We start from the raw sequence: 14,903 nt of genomic DNA on the forward strand, positions 1-14,903 counted from the left end.
TTGTCCCCCGATCGCCGACCAAGACCCCGAGGAGCACGCGTGGCCCGACGTTCCCAGGAGGAGACGACGAACCGCAGCCACCAGGACGCGAAGAACACCCCTGGGCGCAGCCCGGCATCTGAAGGGGATGCCAGGAAGATCCGACACCTGGTGCAGCGGCCGGAGTTCCTCACCGATCTGCTGCAGATCCTCAAGACCGTGATCGCAGGCACCGGTGCCTGGTGGGTCTCCACCTCGGTGCTGGAATCCGAGCTGGCGTTCCTCGCGCCGTGGACCGCGCTTCTCACCGTCCACGCCACGGTCCATCGTTCGCTCTCCCGCGGCATCCAGACCACCATCGCATCGAGCCTCGGCGTCGGTCTCTCCTTCCTGATCGGCTACTTCCTCGGCGTCAGCCTGTGGACCTTCGCCCTGGCCCTGCTGGTCGGGGTGGTCGCGGCTCGGATCTCCTGGATCCGCGATGAGGGGATCGCGATCGCCACCACCGCGATCTTCGTGCTCGGCAGCGGCTTCGATGATCAAGCGGGGCTCCTCGATGACCGGATCCTCGAAGTCGCCGTCGGTGTGGCCGCCGGCCTGCTGGTCAACCTGCTGATCGTGCCGCCGCTGCGAGACAAGCAGGCCAGCCGCTACGTGGACAGCATCAATGAGCGCATGGGCAGCGTGCTGGTCAGCATCTCCCAGGAGTTCTCCGATTCATGGGACACCGATCAGGCTGAAGCATGGTTCCGGGAGACCGAATCGATGACCGAGGAGCTGAACTCGGCCTGGACCGTGGTGCGCTTCGCCCGTGAATCTCGCCGGGCCAACCCCCGCGCGCGGCAGGGCATTCAGAGCTTCGAGGTCAGCAGCTGGAACTCCGAGCAGGCAAGCTACGAGGAGATCCTCGAACGCGTCGACGAGGGGATCTCCCATCTGCGGCACCTGGCTCGCACCCTGCGAGAGGCGACCTACACCGACGGGGAATGGGACCATCGCTTCCGCGAACAGTGGGCACAGATCGTCGGAGACGCGGGCCGGGCGATCGCAGATCCCGATGCCGAGGTCGCATCCATGCACGACAACCTCAGCTCCCTCTCCACCGAGATGTCAGAGGGCGAGGGACTGCCCGGAGACTCCTGGCCGCTCTACGGCTCCCTGATCTCCAGCGTGCGCCACATCGTCGTCGTCGTCGACGACGTCGCCTCGGCGCGCCAGGCGCGTGAAGCGACATCCGAGAACCCGACCGTCTCGCACTGATCCGCGCGAGACACCCTCCGGGGTCAGCACGAGACAGTCCACCTGGGTCAGCGCCGGGCCGCCCGCCCGTGCCCGGCGAGGCGCTCCCCCAGCGCGACCAGCGCTGAAGCCGAGTCCGCCCAGGAGAACTCCTGGCTTCGCGCCCGGGCCGCGATCGAGGCGCGGGCGAAGGTGGCAGGGTCCTGAAGTCGGCGCACCGCCTGGGCTAGGGCTTCAGCATCCTGCCCGGGGACCACCTGGGTGCCGGCCTCCGCCATCGCCGCTCCCCCGATCTCGCGGAAGATCGGCAGGTCGGAGACCACGCAGGGCGTGCCATGGGCCATCGCCTCCACCACGGGCAGACCGTAGCCCTCCGCCTGGGAGAGCGTCACCAATGCGCTGGCCCGCCGCAGCAGGGTGCGATAGTCGGCGTCGGAGATCCCGTGGTGGAAGACCAGCTGTTCAGGGTCGGCCGCAAGGGTGCGGAGCTGCGCCTCGCGGGCGGCCTGGATCGGGCTGCACAGGTGCAGGGTGTATCCGGGCAGCCGGTTCAGGCCCGCGATGACGGATTCGACGTTCTTGTACCCCATGAAGGACCCCATATAGATGAGCTCCTTCGTCGGCGCCGCGCCCGGTTCGCGGGGGCACTCGACCGCGGGCGGAGCATTGGAGATCAGCTCCACCGGCCTGCGGGTGAGCCGGTGCCGGCGGATCAGCCCGCGGGTGGTCTCGGAGACGGTCGCAACGGCGTCGGCCTGGTTCAGCACCAGCCGCTGAGGCAGATAGGAGAGGTGGTAGGCCCGCCAGCCGAGGCGCACCAGTGCGGGCAGATCCCGCGGCGGGGTGCGGTGTGCGTAGTAGATCAGGTCGTGCAGGGTGAGGATCAGCGGGTAGTTCCGGCCCCGTCCCCCCATGGTCTGCATCGGGGAGAACACCACGTCTGGGCGGTGCGGATTGATCTGCCGGGCGACCCAGGGCTCCCGAGCCGAGGTCGGCGAGGAGATCTGCAGATGAGGAAGGGCTGGGAGCAGGTTCAGCTGCTGCGGATCGCTGATCAGCATGGTGACATCGGCCTGTTCGGCGGCCGCCTCCACCAGGGAGGCGGTGAACCTGGAGATGCCGTCGTGGACCTGGGTCCGGGTGTACCGGCAGTCGAAGAAGAGCTTCAGCACATGCCGATTCTGGCACAGCCGTCGACGGGGCGACGGAGTGGACGGCTCTGGCATGATGAGTGTCATGAGCGAGTTGCGTTTCACCGGTGTCAGCGCGGATGTCCAGGGCCACGGCCAGACTCCCGAAACCTCTCGCCAATATTGGACGGAGTCCGCCGACACAGGGGCGCTGCGCGATGTCCCACTCCCGTCGCCCCGCCCCGGCGAGCTGCTGATCGAGACCCTGCACAGCGGCATCTCCCGCGGCACCGAGTCGCTGGTCCACCGCGGCGAGGTGCCCGCGAACATCACCGAAGTCATGCAGGCCCCCTTCCAGCTCGGCGAGCTGCCCTTCCCGGTCTCGCACGGCTATCTCAACGTCGGGGTGGTCCGGCAGGGCAGCGAAGCGCTGATCGGGCGGACGGTCTTCACCCTGGCCGGGCACCGCGAACATGTCGTCGTCCCCGAGTCCGCCGCCCACGTGCTCCCCGAAGACTGCCCCCCGCAGCGGGCGCTGCTCGCCGGGATCGGCGAGGTGGGACTCAACGGCCTCTGGGAGGGGCCCGTGATGGTCGGCGACCGGGTCGCCGTCGTCGGCGGCGGTCTGATCGGGCTGACCACGGCGCTGCTGGCCTCGAAGACGGCGCTGCAGCGTCTGCAGGTCGTGGAGATCGACGCCGAGCGGCGAGCCTTCATCGAATCCCTGGGCCTGGACGCCGTCACCCCCGAGGAGGCTGGACTCGACAACGATGTGGTCCTGCACAGCTCGGCCAGCTCTTCAGGGCTCGCCACCGCACTGCGTCTGGCCGGTGACGACGCCGTGGTCGTGGAACAGTCCTGGTACGGCACCGGAGATCAGCAGATCCCGCTGGGTGCCGACTTCCATGCCCGCCGGCTTCGCATCGTCGCGACCCAGGTCGGTCAGGTGTCCGGCCCACGGCGGATGCGCCGCACCCGCGGCCAGCGTCTCGCCACGGCCTTAGGCCTGCTCGACTCCCGCTTCGACATGCTGATCAGCGGGCGCTCGCCGCTGGCCGAGCTGCCTGCCGTGATGCAGGACGTCGCCACCGGTGCGCCCTGGACCCGGGAGCAGATCCTGCACGTGATCGATCACCCGCTCGCCGCGCACTACGCCTTCGGGTGAGGCTCGCGCAGCGACGATTCCCATCCACCACCACCTAGGAGAGCCATGAGCCGATTCCGCCTGACCGTCGATGACCACATCATGATCGCGCACAGCCTGAAGGACCCGTTCTTCGGACCAGCGCAGAACCTCCATGGCGCCACGCTGAGCATCGAGGCCAGCTTCTTCCGCGAGAGCCTCAACGAGTACGGCGTGGTCCTGGACATCGGGGCCGCCACCGAGCTGCTCGCCGCCACGCTGGAGCCGCTGCGCTATAAGAACCTCGACGAGGTGACCGAGCTCGCCGAGAAGTTCACCACCACCGAGGTGATCATCGAGCACATCGCCGAGAAGCTGGTCGCGGGACTCCCCGCCGACCATGGGCTCACGGCGCTGGAGGTGCAGGCCGAGGAGCACCCCCGGGCCCGCGCGTCGGTCAGGGTTCAGCTCTGAGCGGGCAGGCTCGGTAGTATGTCGGAGTGTCCTCGCGACTCGACTCTTCATCGTGCGCGCGGACCCGAGGGGCGTTAGCTCAGTTGGTTAGAGCAGAGGACTCATAATCCTTTTGTCCTGGGTTCAAGTCCCAGACGCCCTACCGTCGAAAGTCAGGTTCAGGCGGGCTACGTCTGCTGACGAGCCACCGTGACCTCTGTCATACGTTCCGGCCGGGCACACGCTTGAACTAGGGTCGGGTCATGGGACGTCTACCTGCGATATCTGCCGGAATCCTCACCTCTCTGCTGCTCGTCAGCTGCGCCGAACCCTCCACGGAGCAAGCCGGCGACGGTGCTGAGACCGGCACTGACGCGGCAGACTCTCAATCCACAGACCCCGAATCACCAGACGCCGCATCACCAGACGCCGAATCACCGAACTCTGAAGCACCCGACGCGGACCCGAGCCCCGACCCTGACGCTGCGCCGTTCAGCATCGAAGAGCAGGGCAGCTATGACGCCCCCTGGGCGCTGGAGTTCCTGCCCGGGACCGAGCAGATGCTCATCACCAGCAGATACGGCGAGCTGTTCCTGCGCAGCGCGGACGGCTCTGCCGCGCCGGAGGACTCTGCGGACGCCGATGACATCAGCGTGAGCGGCCTGCCCGAGGACATCGTCGTCGAGGGTCAGGGCGGCCTGGGCGACGTCGTCGCCGCCCCCGACTTCGACGACAGTCAGCGCGTCTACCTGAGCTGGATCAACGCCTCGGAGGCGGGCACCGGTGCCGTCGTCGGACACGCGCAGCTGGTGGACTCCGGGGACACTGCGACGCTGGAGGACCTCACGGTGATCTGGGAGCAGGACCCCAAGACCTCCGGCGCAGGGCATTTCTCGCACCGCCTCGCGTTCAGCCCGGACGGAGAGCACCTCTTCGTCACCTCCGGGGACCGTCAGCAGCTCGACCCGGCGCAGGATCTCTCCAGCGGCCTGGGCAAGGTGATGCGTCTGACCCCCGAGGGCGAACCGGCTCCGGAGAACCCCTTCACCGAGGACGGGGACGTCACCGAGGAGATCTGGACCTATGGTCACCGCAATCCGCTGGGCATCGACTTCGACGCCGACGGGGAGCTCTGGATCTCCGAGATGGGCCCCGAGGGCGGCGACGAGCTGAACCTGCTAGAGGCGGGCGAGAACTACGGGTGGCCCGAGGCTTCCAACGGCTCCCAGTACGGCGGCGCAGAGATCCCTGACCACACCGAGGGTGACGGCTTCGCGGCCCCCGCCGCCTGGTGGACCCCCTCCATCTCCCCCGGCAGCCTGATGATCTACCAGGGTGAGATGTTCCAGGACTGGACCGGCAGCGCCTTCATGGGGGCGCTCTCGGGTGAAGCCCTGGTCCGGGTGGAGCTCGACGGCGATCAGGCCGGGGAGGAAGAGATCTGGGACATGGGGGCCAGGATCCGCGACGTGGAGCAGGCCCCCGACGGGAGCATCTGGATCATCGAAGACGGCGACGGCGCCGAACTGCTGCGCCTGACCCCGGCGGAGTGACCCCGGCACAGTGACCTCGCCAGCGGACGCGACGGCAGAGACGCAACGGCAGAGACGCCGGCCTCCGCTACTGCGGGTGCTTGTTCTCGATCCAGTCCGCGCCGCGGTAGAGCTTCTCGAAGGCGTTCATCGTGGTGTCGAGGCTGTGCCGGCCCGCCCGCTCCCGACTGCGCTCCCCCATCGCGGTGCGCTGTTCCGGGCTCATCGTGAACAGCTGCTCCAACCGTGCCGCCAGATGTGCGGAGTTCCCGGGCTCGAAGAGGTAGCCGTTGACCCCCTCCTGCACCAGGTGCGGCAGCGCCAGGGCGTCGGCGAGCACCACGGGAAGCCCGGCTGACATGGCTTCCAGGGAGACCAGCGACTGCAGCTCAGCGGTCCCGGGCTGGCAGAAGACGTCGGCTTCGAGGTAGGCGCGGCGCAGCGCGTCCTCGTCGACATGGCCGCGCATCCGCACTCGATCGTCCAGGCCCAGCTCCTGGATCTGTGCGGCGAGACGATCGCGCTGCTCGCCGTCGCCGACGATGTCCAGTCCGATCCCCAGCCCCGGATCGGTCTTGCCGATCGCGTCTATGAGCACATCCACGTTCTTCTCCACGGCCAGACGGCCCACGAAGAGCACCGTGGGCCTCTCGGGCGGGGTCAGCACCTCACCGGGACGCAGCCGGTAGTTCTCGACGTCGATCCCGTTGGAGAGCGGGAGCACCTTCTTGAATCCTGCCCGCTCCATCATGGTCCGCGCCGCCAGCGGGGTCGGGGTGGTCACCACGGCGGCCTTGCCCATCAGCTTGCCCATGTCCCGCCAGGAGTTCTTCGCCACGATCCGGCGGAACCAGGCAGGGAAGGGCAGGAACGGGTCGAGGTTCTCGGGCATGAAGTGATTGGTCGCGATGGTGCGCAGACCGCGTTCGGCGGCGGCATCGATCGCAGCCTTGCCGATCATGTAGTGGCACTGGACATGGACGACGTCGGGCTGCAGCTCGTCCATCAGCCGCCCCATGGCGGGCTCCACCAGCCAGGGCAGGCAGAGCCGGATGTACTCGTGGGTCGGGGCCTTGAATGACCGGAACCGGTGCACGGTGGCCTCGTCGGTGTGTTCGACCATGTCAGGGCCGCGGCTGGTCCTAGCGGCAGCGATGTGGACCTCATGACCGCGGGCCGCCATGTTCTTCGCCAGCCGGTGGCTGAAGACCGCCGCGCCGTTGACGTCGGGCGGGTACGTGTCGGCGGCGATCAGGATCCTGAGCTTCCCACCGGGGTGCTCAGCGGGGTTCACCTCAGGCATCTCCGCGGGCTTCTCTTCGGGCTTCTCTTCGGGCTCCCCGGCAGGCTTCTCCCCCGGCTCATCACGGCGAGCATCGGCGGGCACGTGGTTCATCATCAGGCGGTCGAATCCTCCTCGGTGTCCGGGCGGGCCTGTTCGCCGCGCAGCCGCGCCGCCTCGCGGCGGGCCTTGATGAAGTAGTCGATTGAAGCAATGATATGCATCGCCGCGCCGAGCGCCAGCAGCACGAAGGCGATGTCAGGAATGAGGCCCTCGCGCAGCATCCCGGTGGAACCCAGCAGGGCCAGCGGCAGCCCGATCAGCAGGCACGCGGTGCGCAGCTTGCCCAGCAGGGTGACCTTCAGCGGAGGTGGTCCTTTGAAGAGCAGATAGGTGTTGACCGAGAGGATCAGGTCGGGGATGACCACGGCGAGCACGACCCAGATCGGCACGATGCCGAAGGTGGCCAGGGTGGCGCTGACGGTGATCAGTGCGAGCCGGTCCGCCAACGGATCCAGCCACTGGCCCACCGTGGACATCTGATCGAAGCGTCGGGCGATGTACCCGTCGATCCAGTCAGTGCTGGAGAGGACGACCAGCACCCAGAACGCAGCCATGTACTGGTCCTGCGCCACGAGCCAGACGAACACGGGGATCAGCAGGGCCCGCAGCACGGTCACGATGTTGGGCGCGGTCCAGAACGTCTCACGCATGGTGTACTCGAAACCATCCTGGGTTCCGGCACCGATCAGTCTCACCGGGGCAGTTTATTTCTTCACAAGCTCGCGGAGGAAGACTGCACCTGCAGCAGCAGAACCGGCGACGACGGCGAGCGGCTTCCACCGCGCAGCCACGAACTCTCCGGCAGCGTGTGCGCCCGACTCCTGGCCTGCGGCGGCGGGGACGCCCTCGATCTTGGGCTCGGCGGCGGGTGGGACGCGTACCGGCTCACCGGCGGCACCGAGGGTCTTCGGCTTGGGTCCGACCCGGTCGGAGGAGCCGCGGTCGGCCTTGGGCTTCGGCTTGGAACCGCCGCGGGCCTTGGAGCCGATGCTCTCGGCCTTGTCCTTGACGTTCTCAGCCCGGTCCTTGACGCTCTCGGCGATGGTTCGGGTGCTGGAGGTGATCTGGTCCTGAAGCGAGGCCAGGTGATCGCGGCGCAGGCCGGTGCGGCGAAGCAGCTCGCTGTAGGTGGGAGGTGTCGGGGAACCGGCGCCGGGAGTCTTCGCGTCCTTCTTCGCCTGTTCGGCCGCCTGACGCTTGGACTCTTCCTTCTGCCGACGCTTCTCGGAATCCGCCTGATCCAGGCTCTGCGGATCGAAGCGGGTGCCTTCGCGGGCCACTCCGAGATCAAGGCGGAAGCCGCGGATGGCGTCTTCGGGCAGCAGCGGCAGCGTCTTGCGGAACTTGAGCAGCCCGATGAGCGCGAAGATCAGCGCGATCAGCAAGAAGATGCCGGCCACGATGAGCGCGGCGGCCCAGAGTTCAAAGATCAGCGCGAACGCGGCCACGGCGGCGACGATGAGCGCCACCACGAGGAAGGTGAGAAAGACGACGCCGACGACCATGAGGGCCACGGCGATGCCCGCGGCCACACCTTTGGTCTTCATCTGGCCGATGGCCAGCTGGATCTCGTCGTTGATCTGCTTGGGGCCGAGTCGCAGTACGACCTTGATCACATCGAGCAGCGACGTACGGGGCGCCGTGCCCTTTGTGCGGCCGGTTCCGGGCTGAGACAAGACTGCGCCTCCATAAGAGAGATGGTGCTCGAGGGTGGGTGTTCAGTTCACTACAAACTACCACCTATACGATTGAGAACATGGTTGACCAGTACGATTTCGAAGAGCTCTATGCCAACACCTACACCGAGGCTGACCAGCGGGCGTACGAGAGCCAGCCCACCTCGGAGAAACGTTTTGTGATCGCCTGGCTCCTGACACTTCTCATGGGGCCCGCAGGGGCGCATCGGTGGTATCTGAACCGCCCGGTGACGGCGTCGCTGATGGTGCTGGTGAGCATCGCCGCCGTCGCGCTGATGGTCTCAGGATTCGCGAATCTCGGGCTGCTCTGCATCACGATCATCTTCACCTGGACGCTGATCGACCTGATCATGCTGCTCGCCGGGTCCATGCGTGACCGTGCGGACCTGCGACTGGCCGGGCACCGCGAGCGGGCTGGCGTGTGCTCGGCGATCACGATGCTGCTGCTGGCGGTCGGCCTGGTCTTCGCCCTGGTGGTCGGCACCAGCTCAGGGGTGGCGGGCTGAGTCGACGCGGGATGGGCGGAGTCGTCGTTCCTGGCCTCCCTGGCTCGCTGCTCCGCTCTGCGGAACCCGCTCAGTCCTCGATCCGCCCCACCGGGGTGCGCTTCTCGGCCTGGAACTGGTCCTCGATCCGGCCGTTCGCCCAGTATGCGGAAAGTGACATCGCCTTGCGCTCCAGCCCCTTCTGATCCACCAGCATGCGGCGGATCCGCTTCATCTGGGCCCGTTCGCCGTGCACGAAGACCTGCACATCACCTTCCGGGATGGCCAGCTCCTCCAGGTACTCCGCGAGCATCGTGGTCTCCGGGCTGAAGTCGGCCTCGCGGTGCAGCCAGACCAGGTCCATCCCTGCGGGGACATCCAGCGGCTGGCGCTCGGCCGCGTCACGGACCTCGACGACGGCGACCCCGCGCGCGTCCTCAGCCATCGATTCAAGCGCCGAGGCGATCGCGGGCAGCGCGGCCTCGTCACCGGCCAGCAGGTGCCATTCAGCCTCCCCGCGCGGAGCGTAGCCGCTCCCGGGCCCGAAGAAGCTGATCTGCTCCCCGATCTGCGCGTTCTTCGCCCAGACTCCGGCGCGGCCCTCCTCGCCGTGGACCACGAAATCCACCCAGATCTGCGAGTTCTCATGGTCGACGTGGCGGATGGTGTAGGTCCGGGTCGCCGGCATCTGTTCGGTGCGCAGCTGTTCGCGCAGCGCGTCCATGTCGTAGGGGCGGCTGAGGTCCAGACCCTCGGGCAGCTGCGCGGCCTCCGCGGCGCTCTGCGGAAGGAAGAGCAGCTTGATGTACTGGTCCGTGGCAGGCGACTCCCCCACGGACTTGAACTCGATCGCCTCGAACCCGGGTCCGCCCAGGACCAGCCGGATCATGTGCGGACTGAGCTGCTTCTTGGCCTCGACGGCCAGGACGTGCTGGATGCGCGTTTTCTTTGACTTGGACACCCCGGCACTCTAATCGAACCGGGTGGCCCGGCGGAGGTGAGCCTCAGCTGCGGGGGCCTGTATTGCGACAGAAGCCCGTGCTCGAATCGTTGTCCAATCCGTCGAAAAAGTTGAGTGCATCATGCTCAACTTGGGAATATACTGGGTGTGGGTTCCACAGGAACCGACGCCGCAAGGCACTGACCCAGTCCTATAGAGCGATGAGCATAAGGAGCTGATTGCCGTTATGAACAACTCTCTGACCCGTCTGGACCCCTTCGCCCTGATCGACGATGTCTTCCGCAGCATGCGGACTCCCTCGATGGATGCGGCCCAGCGCCAGGCCGGCTTCGTGCCCGCCGTGGATGCCCATCGCGAGGGTGAGGACCTGGTCCTGCGCGCCGACCTCCCCGGCATCGACCCGGACAAGGACGTCGCGGTCGAACTGACCGGACGCACGCTGACCGTGTCCGGGGAGCGTCGCAGCGAGACCGAGGCCGAGGGTCTGCGCGAGGTGCGCTACGGGTCCTTCTCCCGCACCATCACCCTGCCGGGCGAGGTCTCCAGTGACGCGATCTCTGCGACCTACGAGTCAGGCGTGCTCACGGTCCGCGTGACCGGGGTCTACGCCACCGAGGAGCCGCGCAAGATCCAGGTCACCTCCACCGAGCGCGAGAAGAACCTCGAATCCTGATCCCTCCCTCTTCTCGCTGAGAGGCGGATCCTCCGGCCAGTCTGGGCTTCCCGGCCCGTCAGGCACCCGGAGAATCCGCCCCTCGACGGAGGAGAAGAGCTAGAAGACGATCGTGGTGCTGCCGTTGCGGATGACCCGGTCTTCGCAGTGCCACTTCACCGCGCGGGAGAGCACGGCGCGTTCGACGTCGGCGCCGAAGCGGGTGAGCTGGGCCACGTCGTCGCTGTGCGAGACCCGGATGACGTCCTGCTCGATGATCGGACCCTCGTCGAGGTCCTTGGTCACGTAATGGGCAGTGGCGCCGATGAGCTTCACTCCGCGGTCAGCGGCCTTCTGGTACGGGCCGGCGCCGATGAAGGCGGGCAGGAAGCTGTGGTGGATGTTGATCACCGGAGCCCCGACATGTTCGAGGAAGTCCTCGGAGATGATCTGCATGTACCGGGCGAGCACGATCATGTCGACGTTGCCCTTCAGCAGCTCCAGGTGCCGGGCCTCGGCCGCAGCCTTGTCCCCGTTGATCACCGGCACGTGGAAATACGGGATCCCGAAGGGCCGCACATCTTCGGCGAGGTCGGCGTGGTTGGAGATGACCATGACGATGTCCATCGGGATCTCACCGCGGCGGTGCCGCCAGAGCAGATCCAGCAGGCAGTGGTCGGTCTTGGACGCGAAGATCGCCACCCGCTTGGGCTGATCTGCCGCTGCCAGCGAATAGTCCATGGAGAAGCGATCAGCAAGCTTCGTCTGGATGGCCTGCTCCACCGCGGGCTTCGCCGCGGCGAGTCCGGGCAGGTGGAACACGGTGCGTTGGAAGAATCGGCCGTCCTCCACGCCGGTGGAGTACTGGTCCAGGCTGATGATGTTGCCGCCGACCTCGGCGATCAGCTCCGAGACCGCCGCCACGATCCCTGGCTGGTCCGGGCAGGAGATGATCAGCCGGGCGATGTCGTGGGTCTTCGTCTCAGGGGCGCTCATCAAGTCTCCGAATCAGGTTCACCAGGTCAGGGCGGCGGGACAGCCTTGCATCATCGAAGCGGCCCCGTCACGGACAGCGTCGCACGAAGCACACTATGACATGAAAAACGCCCCCGCCCGTGAGGGCGAGGGCGAATCTGCTCCCCCAGTTGGATTCGAACCAACAACCGCTCGATTAACAGTCGAGTGCTCTGCCGTTGAGCTATGGAGGATTGCGACTACGAAAGTCTAACAGGGGTTCCTGGTCGCTGTGAAATCGCTGTGGAATCATAGATCCGTGACGCCTGTATCTCTCGACACCCCAGCGACTGCCCCTGCCCCGCGGTTCAATGCTCTCACGGTCTTCACCGGTTCCGCCTCCGGAGCTGATCTCGACTACACCGAAGAGGTCCGCCGGCTCGGCACCGCGCTGGCCGGGGCCGGCATCGGCGTGGTCTACGGCGGCGGGAAGGTCGGCCTGATGGGGCAGATCGCCGATGCGGCCCTGGAGGCCGGCGGCGAGGTCCACGGGATCATCCCCGAGGTGCTGATCGGACGCGAGGTGGGACATCATGGGCTGACCTCGTTGGAGATCGTGCCCGACATGCATACCCGGAAGTCCCGGATGGTGGACCTCGGTGATGGCTTCATCGCGCTGCCCGGCGGCATGGGAACGCTGGAGGAGTTCTTCGAGGTGTGGACCTGGCAGTACCTGGGTCTGCACGCCAAGCCGGTGGGGCTCTACAACGTCAAGGGATTCTGGGATCCGCTGTTGGCCATGGTGGACCATATGGTCGATGAGGGCTTCATGTCCGCCTGGCGCCGCGCGGCACTGGTGATCAGCACCGATCCGCAGGACCTGATCGCGAAGCTGCGAGCCTGGACGCCTCCCGCCGGACGCTGAGGCTCAGCCGTCGGGCAGCCGGGCGTCAATCCAGCTCGGTGTCCAGCCAGCGGCCCAGCACCACGGTGTCCTGGTCGGTGTAGCCCAGCGCCCGGTAGAAGTCCTGGACGCCTGCGTTCTCCTGCCGGACCATGAGCATCAGCTTGGGCACCCCGCGCCCGCGCAGCCAGTCCTCGGCCCCGGCCAGGAGCGCCTTGCCGAGCCCCTGGTCCTGATGCCTTTGGTCGACGGCGAGATAGTAGATCCAGCCGCGGTGACCGTCCTGGCCGACCATCACCGTGCCGGCCAGCTCCCCCGCGGCGTCGAGCGCTGCGAGCACCGTGGACTCTTCTCCGGTGAGGGCCCGCCGGCAGTCCTCAAGCGGGTCGTTCCAGGGCCGGGTGAGCCCGGCCTGCTGCCAGAGCCCGACGGCGGCATCGAGCAGTTCTTCGGGGAGCTCGGTGACGCGCAGGTCGGTCACGTCTTCCCTGCTATCTCTGCACCGGGCGGATGGAGATGCTCTCCACCATGGAGGCGTCCTCCATGTCCACCACGGTGCGCGCCGCCTCGGCGATCGCCTGCGGGGAGATGTAGATGCCCCCGTCGTAGTCCTCGTTGCCCATGGACTCCTGCAGGGCGACCTGCATGTCGGTGTCCACCCGGCCTGGGTGGATCGAGGTGACCCTGACCCGGCCCCGCTCCTCCTCGCGCAGCGCGTCGGTGAGCGCACGCAGCGCGAACTTGGTCCCGGAGTAGAGCGAGCTTCCGGGTCCGGCGGTGAATCCTGCCCCGGAGTTGATGCTCAGCACCTGTCCGGTGGATTCGCGCAGCAGCGGCAGCGCGGCGCGGGTCAGCTCCGCGACGGCGAAGACGTTGACGGTGAACATCTCCTGGAACTGCGTCGGAGAGGTCTCCGCGACCGGGTTCATCCAGGCGAGTCCGGCCGAGTGGACGAGCACGTCGAGTCGGGCGAGCCCGGCGGCCTGCAGCGCGGGGGCGATCGCGTCGAGGTCGGTCAGGTCCAGCAGGAACGGTTCGGCGCTGGGCAGGGTCTGCACCACGGCGTCCACGGTCTCGGGGTTCGTCCCGCCGACCAGGATGTGGTGGTCCCGGCCGAGCTCGGCGGCGATGGCCTTGCCGATCCCGCGGGAAGCCCCGGTGATCAGGGCGACTGGACGAGTGCTGGCGGTCTGCTGTTGGGTCATGAAATCAGCTTAGAGGATCCGCTCCGAGGGCTGCCGTGGCGGCGCAGCAGCTCAGCCGTCCAGCAGCCAGCGGTGCAGCGCGGTGTGGCAGTCGCGCAGCGCCTGCGCGGTGACGTGTTCATCGTCGGAATGTGCCAGCAGCGGGTCTCCGGGGCCGAAGTTCACCGCCGGGACTCCCCTGGCCGAGAACCGTGCCACATCGGTCCAGCCGTACTTGGGCATCGGCTCTCCGCCCACGGCGTCGATGAACGCCTTGGCCGCGGGATGGTCCAGCCCTGGCCGCGCGGCCGCGGAGCTGTCGGTCACCTTCTGCTGAGCCGCGCCTATTCCGGCCTCGGCGAGGACCTCACGGACATGGGTGTGGGCCTGCTCCTCGGTCTTGTCCGGGGCGAACCGGTAGTTGATCTCCACCACGGTGGAGTCCGGGATGACGTTTCCGGCCACCCCGCCGCGGATCCGCACCGCGTTGAGCCCCTCGCGGTAGTCCAGGCCCTCCACCGTGATGGTCTGTGGCGCGTACTCGCTCAAGACCCGGAGCAGCCCGGCGGTGCCGTGGATCGCGTTCTCCCCCATCCAGGCCCGCCCGGAGTGCGCGGCGACCCCGGGGATGGTCACCTCGAAGCGGCAGGTGCCGTTGCAGCCACCCTCGACCACGCCGTGGGTGGGTTCCAGCAGCACCGCGAAATCGCCGTCCAGCAGCTCCGGCACGCGGTTCAGCACCCGTCCGAGACCGGACTTGCTGGCCTCGACCTCTTCGTGGTCGTAGAAGACCCAGGTGATGTCGCGGTCCAGGGAGCCTCCCGCGGCCAGGCGCGCCGCGACGTCGTCGGCGAGCTTCAGCTGCACCGCCACACCGCCCTTCATGTCTGTGGCGCCGCGGCCGTAGAGCACGTCTACACCCTCGGTCTGCTCCCAGCGCGGCGGGACGGTGCCGCGGGAGCCCGGAGTGGTCGGCAGCGGCACGGTGTCCAGGTGCCCGGCGAGGATGATCCGCTGCGCCGCTCCGGTCTCGGTGCGCGCGATGATCGTGTCGCCGTCGCGATGCACGCGCAAGCCCGGCAGGTCTTGAAGCGCGGCCTCTACGGCGTCGGCCAGGGCCGTCTCGTCGCCGGAGACGGATTCGCAGCCGATGATCGCCTCGGTGAGCGCGGCGACGTCGCCGGAGAGCAGTCCACGGATATCCATCCGCCCAGCCTAGGCGAACGCCCCCGCGCATGGGACCCGCAACAGGACGCTCCTGGGCT

Annotated in this window: 16 protein-coding genes and 2 tRNA genes; 8 read left to right on the top strand and 10 right to left on the bottom strand. The window is 67.6% G+C overall.

What is annotated here, in order from left to right; all coding sequences use genetic code 11:
• Window positions 1-39 precede the first annotated feature (39 nt).
• Entirely contained in the window at window positions 40-1,239 is a 1,200-nt protein-coding gene (locus tag LTH93_RS03500) for an FUSC family protein (protein WP_241464043.1), read from the top strand.
• A 47-nt stretch (window positions 1,240-1,286) separates the two neighbouring features.
• Here the strand turns inward: LTH93_RS03500 and LTH93_RS03505 are convergent, their stop codons facing one another.
• A complete protein-coding gene (locus LTH93_RS03505; protein WP_241464436.1) occupies window positions 1,287-2,387 on the bottom strand; it encodes a glycosyltransferase family 4 protein in 1,101 nt (366 codons plus the stop codon).
• A gap of 67 nt (window positions 2,388-2,454) precedes the next feature.
• Between LTH93_RS03505 and LTH93_RS03510 the strand changes: the two genes are divergently transcribed.
• The 4 genes from LTH93_RS03510 (at window position 2,455) to LTH93_RS03525 (ending at window position 5,477) form a co-directional block, all read left to right on the top strand.
• On the top strand, window positions 2,455-3,513 hold the full coding sequence (locus LTH93_RS03510) for a zinc-dependent alcohol dehydrogenase (RefSeq protein WP_241470097.1): 1,059 nt from the start codon (window positions 2,455-2,457) through the stop codon (window positions 3,511-3,513).
• A 45-nt stretch (window positions 3,514-3,558) separates the two neighbouring features.
• Window positions 3,559-3,945: a 6-pyruvoyl trahydropterin synthase family protein gene (locus tag LTH93_RS03515; RefSeq protein ID WP_241464040.1), complete on the top strand. Its 387-nt coding sequence runs from the start codon at window positions 3,559-3,561 to the stop codon at window positions 3,943-3,945.
• Between the two features lie 68 nt (window positions 3,946-4,013).
• Window positions 4,014-4,087 (top strand) — tRNA-Ile (locus LTH93_RS03520).
• A gap of 100 nt (window positions 4,088-4,187) precedes the next feature.
• Complete coding sequence (locus LTH93_RS03525; protein WP_241470098.1) at window positions 4,188-5,477, top strand: PQQ-dependent sugar dehydrogenase; 1,290 nt, start codon at window positions 4,188-4,190, stop codon at window positions 5,475-5,477.
• Window positions 5,478-5,544: 67 nt separating this feature from the next.
• On the opposite strand, the gene LTH93_RS03530 is transcribed toward LTH93_RS03525, so the two are convergent.
• From LTH93_RS03530 to LTH93_RS03540, 3 genes are all read right to left on the bottom strand, one after another.
• On the bottom strand, window positions 5,545-6,759 hold the full coding sequence (locus LTH93_RS03530; RefSeq protein ID WP_241470364.1) for a glycosyltransferase: 1,215 nt from the start codon (window positions 6,757-6,759) through the stop codon (window positions 5,545-5,547).
• A 95-nt stretch (window positions 6,760-6,854) separates the two neighbouring features.
• Window positions 6,855-7,496: a CDP-alcohol phosphatidyltransferase family protein gene (locus tag LTH93_RS03535; protein WP_241470099.1), complete on the bottom strand. Its 642-nt coding sequence runs from the start codon at window positions 7,494-7,496 to the stop codon at window positions 6,855-6,857.
• 9 nt (window positions 7,497-7,505) lie between these two features.
• Window positions 7,506-8,477 carry a phage holin family protein gene (locus tag LTH93_RS03540; protein WP_241464035.1) on the bottom strand — a complete coding sequence of 324 codons (972 nt, stop codon included), beginning with the start codon at window positions 8,475-8,477 and terminating at the stop codon, window positions 7,506-7,508.
• 80 nt (window positions 8,478-8,557) lie between these two features.
• On the opposite strand from LTH93_RS03540, the gene LTH93_RS03545 reads away from it, so the two are divergent.
• Entirely contained in the window at window positions 8,558-9,004 is a 447-nt protein-coding gene (locus LTH93_RS03545; RefSeq protein ID WP_241470100.1) for a TM2 domain-containing protein, read from the top strand.
• 70 nt (window positions 9,005-9,074) lie between these two features.
• Here the strand turns inward: LTH93_RS03545 and LTH93_RS03550 are convergent, their stop codons facing one another.
• Window positions 9,075-9,944 (bottom strand): siderophore-interacting protein, encoded by an 870-nt coding sequence (locus LTH93_RS03550; protein WP_241464032.1) that lies wholly within the window; start codon window positions 9,942-9,944, stop codon window positions 9,075-9,077.
• A 226-nt stretch (window positions 9,945-10,170) separates the two neighbouring features.
• Between LTH93_RS03550 and LTH93_RS03555 the strand changes: the two genes are divergently transcribed.
• Window positions 10,171-10,617 carry an Hsp20/alpha crystallin family protein gene (locus LTH93_RS03555; RefSeq protein WP_241464030.1) on the top strand — a complete coding sequence of 149 codons (447 nt, stop codon included), beginning with the start codon at window positions 10,171-10,173 and terminating at the stop codon, window positions 10,615-10,617.
• Window positions 10,618-10,716: 99 nt separating this feature from the next.
• On the opposite strand, the gene purU is transcribed toward LTH93_RS03555, so the two are convergent.
• Entirely contained in the window at window positions 10,717-11,592 is an 876-nt protein-coding gene (purU, locus tag LTH93_RS03560) for a formyltetrahydrofolate deformylase (protein WP_241464028.1), read from the bottom strand.
• A gap of 140 nt (window positions 11,593-11,732) precedes the next feature.
• Window positions 11,733-11,804 (bottom strand) — tRNA-Asn (locus LTH93_RS03565).
• 65 nt (window positions 11,805-11,869) lie between these two features.
• On the opposite strand from LTH93_RS03565, the gene LTH93_RS03570 reads away from it, so the two are divergent.
• Window positions 11,870-12,475, top strand: coding sequence for a TIGR00730 family Rossman fold protein (locus tag LTH93_RS03570; protein ID WP_241464026.1), 606 nt, complete (start codon window positions 11,870-11,872; stop codon window positions 12,473-12,475).
• 25 nt (window positions 12,476-12,500) lie between these two features.
• On the opposite strand, the gene LTH93_RS03575 is transcribed toward LTH93_RS03570, so the two are convergent.
• Genes LTH93_RS03575 through dapE form a run of 3 tightly spaced genes read right to left on the bottom strand, consistent with a single transcriptional unit; the run spans window position 12,501 to window position 14,844 of the window.
• On the bottom strand, window positions 12,501-12,935 hold the full coding sequence (locus tag LTH93_RS03575; RefSeq protein WP_241464025.1) for a GNAT family acetyltransferase: 435 nt from the start codon (window positions 12,933-12,935) through the stop codon (window positions 12,501-12,503).
• A 10-nt stretch (window positions 12,936-12,945) separates the two neighbouring features.
• Complete coding sequence (locus LTH93_RS03580) at window positions 12,946-13,659, bottom strand: SDR family oxidoreductase (RefSeq protein WP_241464023.1); 714 nt, start codon at window positions 13,657-13,659, stop codon at window positions 12,946-12,948.
• A 51-nt stretch (window positions 13,660-13,710) separates the two neighbouring features.
• Window positions 13,711-14,844, bottom strand: a complete 1,134-nt coding sequence (gene dapE, locus LTH93_RS03585; protein ID WP_241470101.1) for a succinyl-diaminopimelate desuccinylase — start codon at window positions 14,842-14,844, stop codon at window positions 13,711-13,713.
• Between the last annotated feature and the right edge of the window lie 59 nt (window positions 14,845-14,903).

The sequence above is a fragment of the Nesterenkonia sp. DZ6 genome, from assembly GCF_022565835.1.
In the GTDB taxonomy this organism is placed as follows: Bacteria; Actinomycetota; Actinomycetes; order Actinomycetales; family Micrococcaceae; genus Nesterenkonia.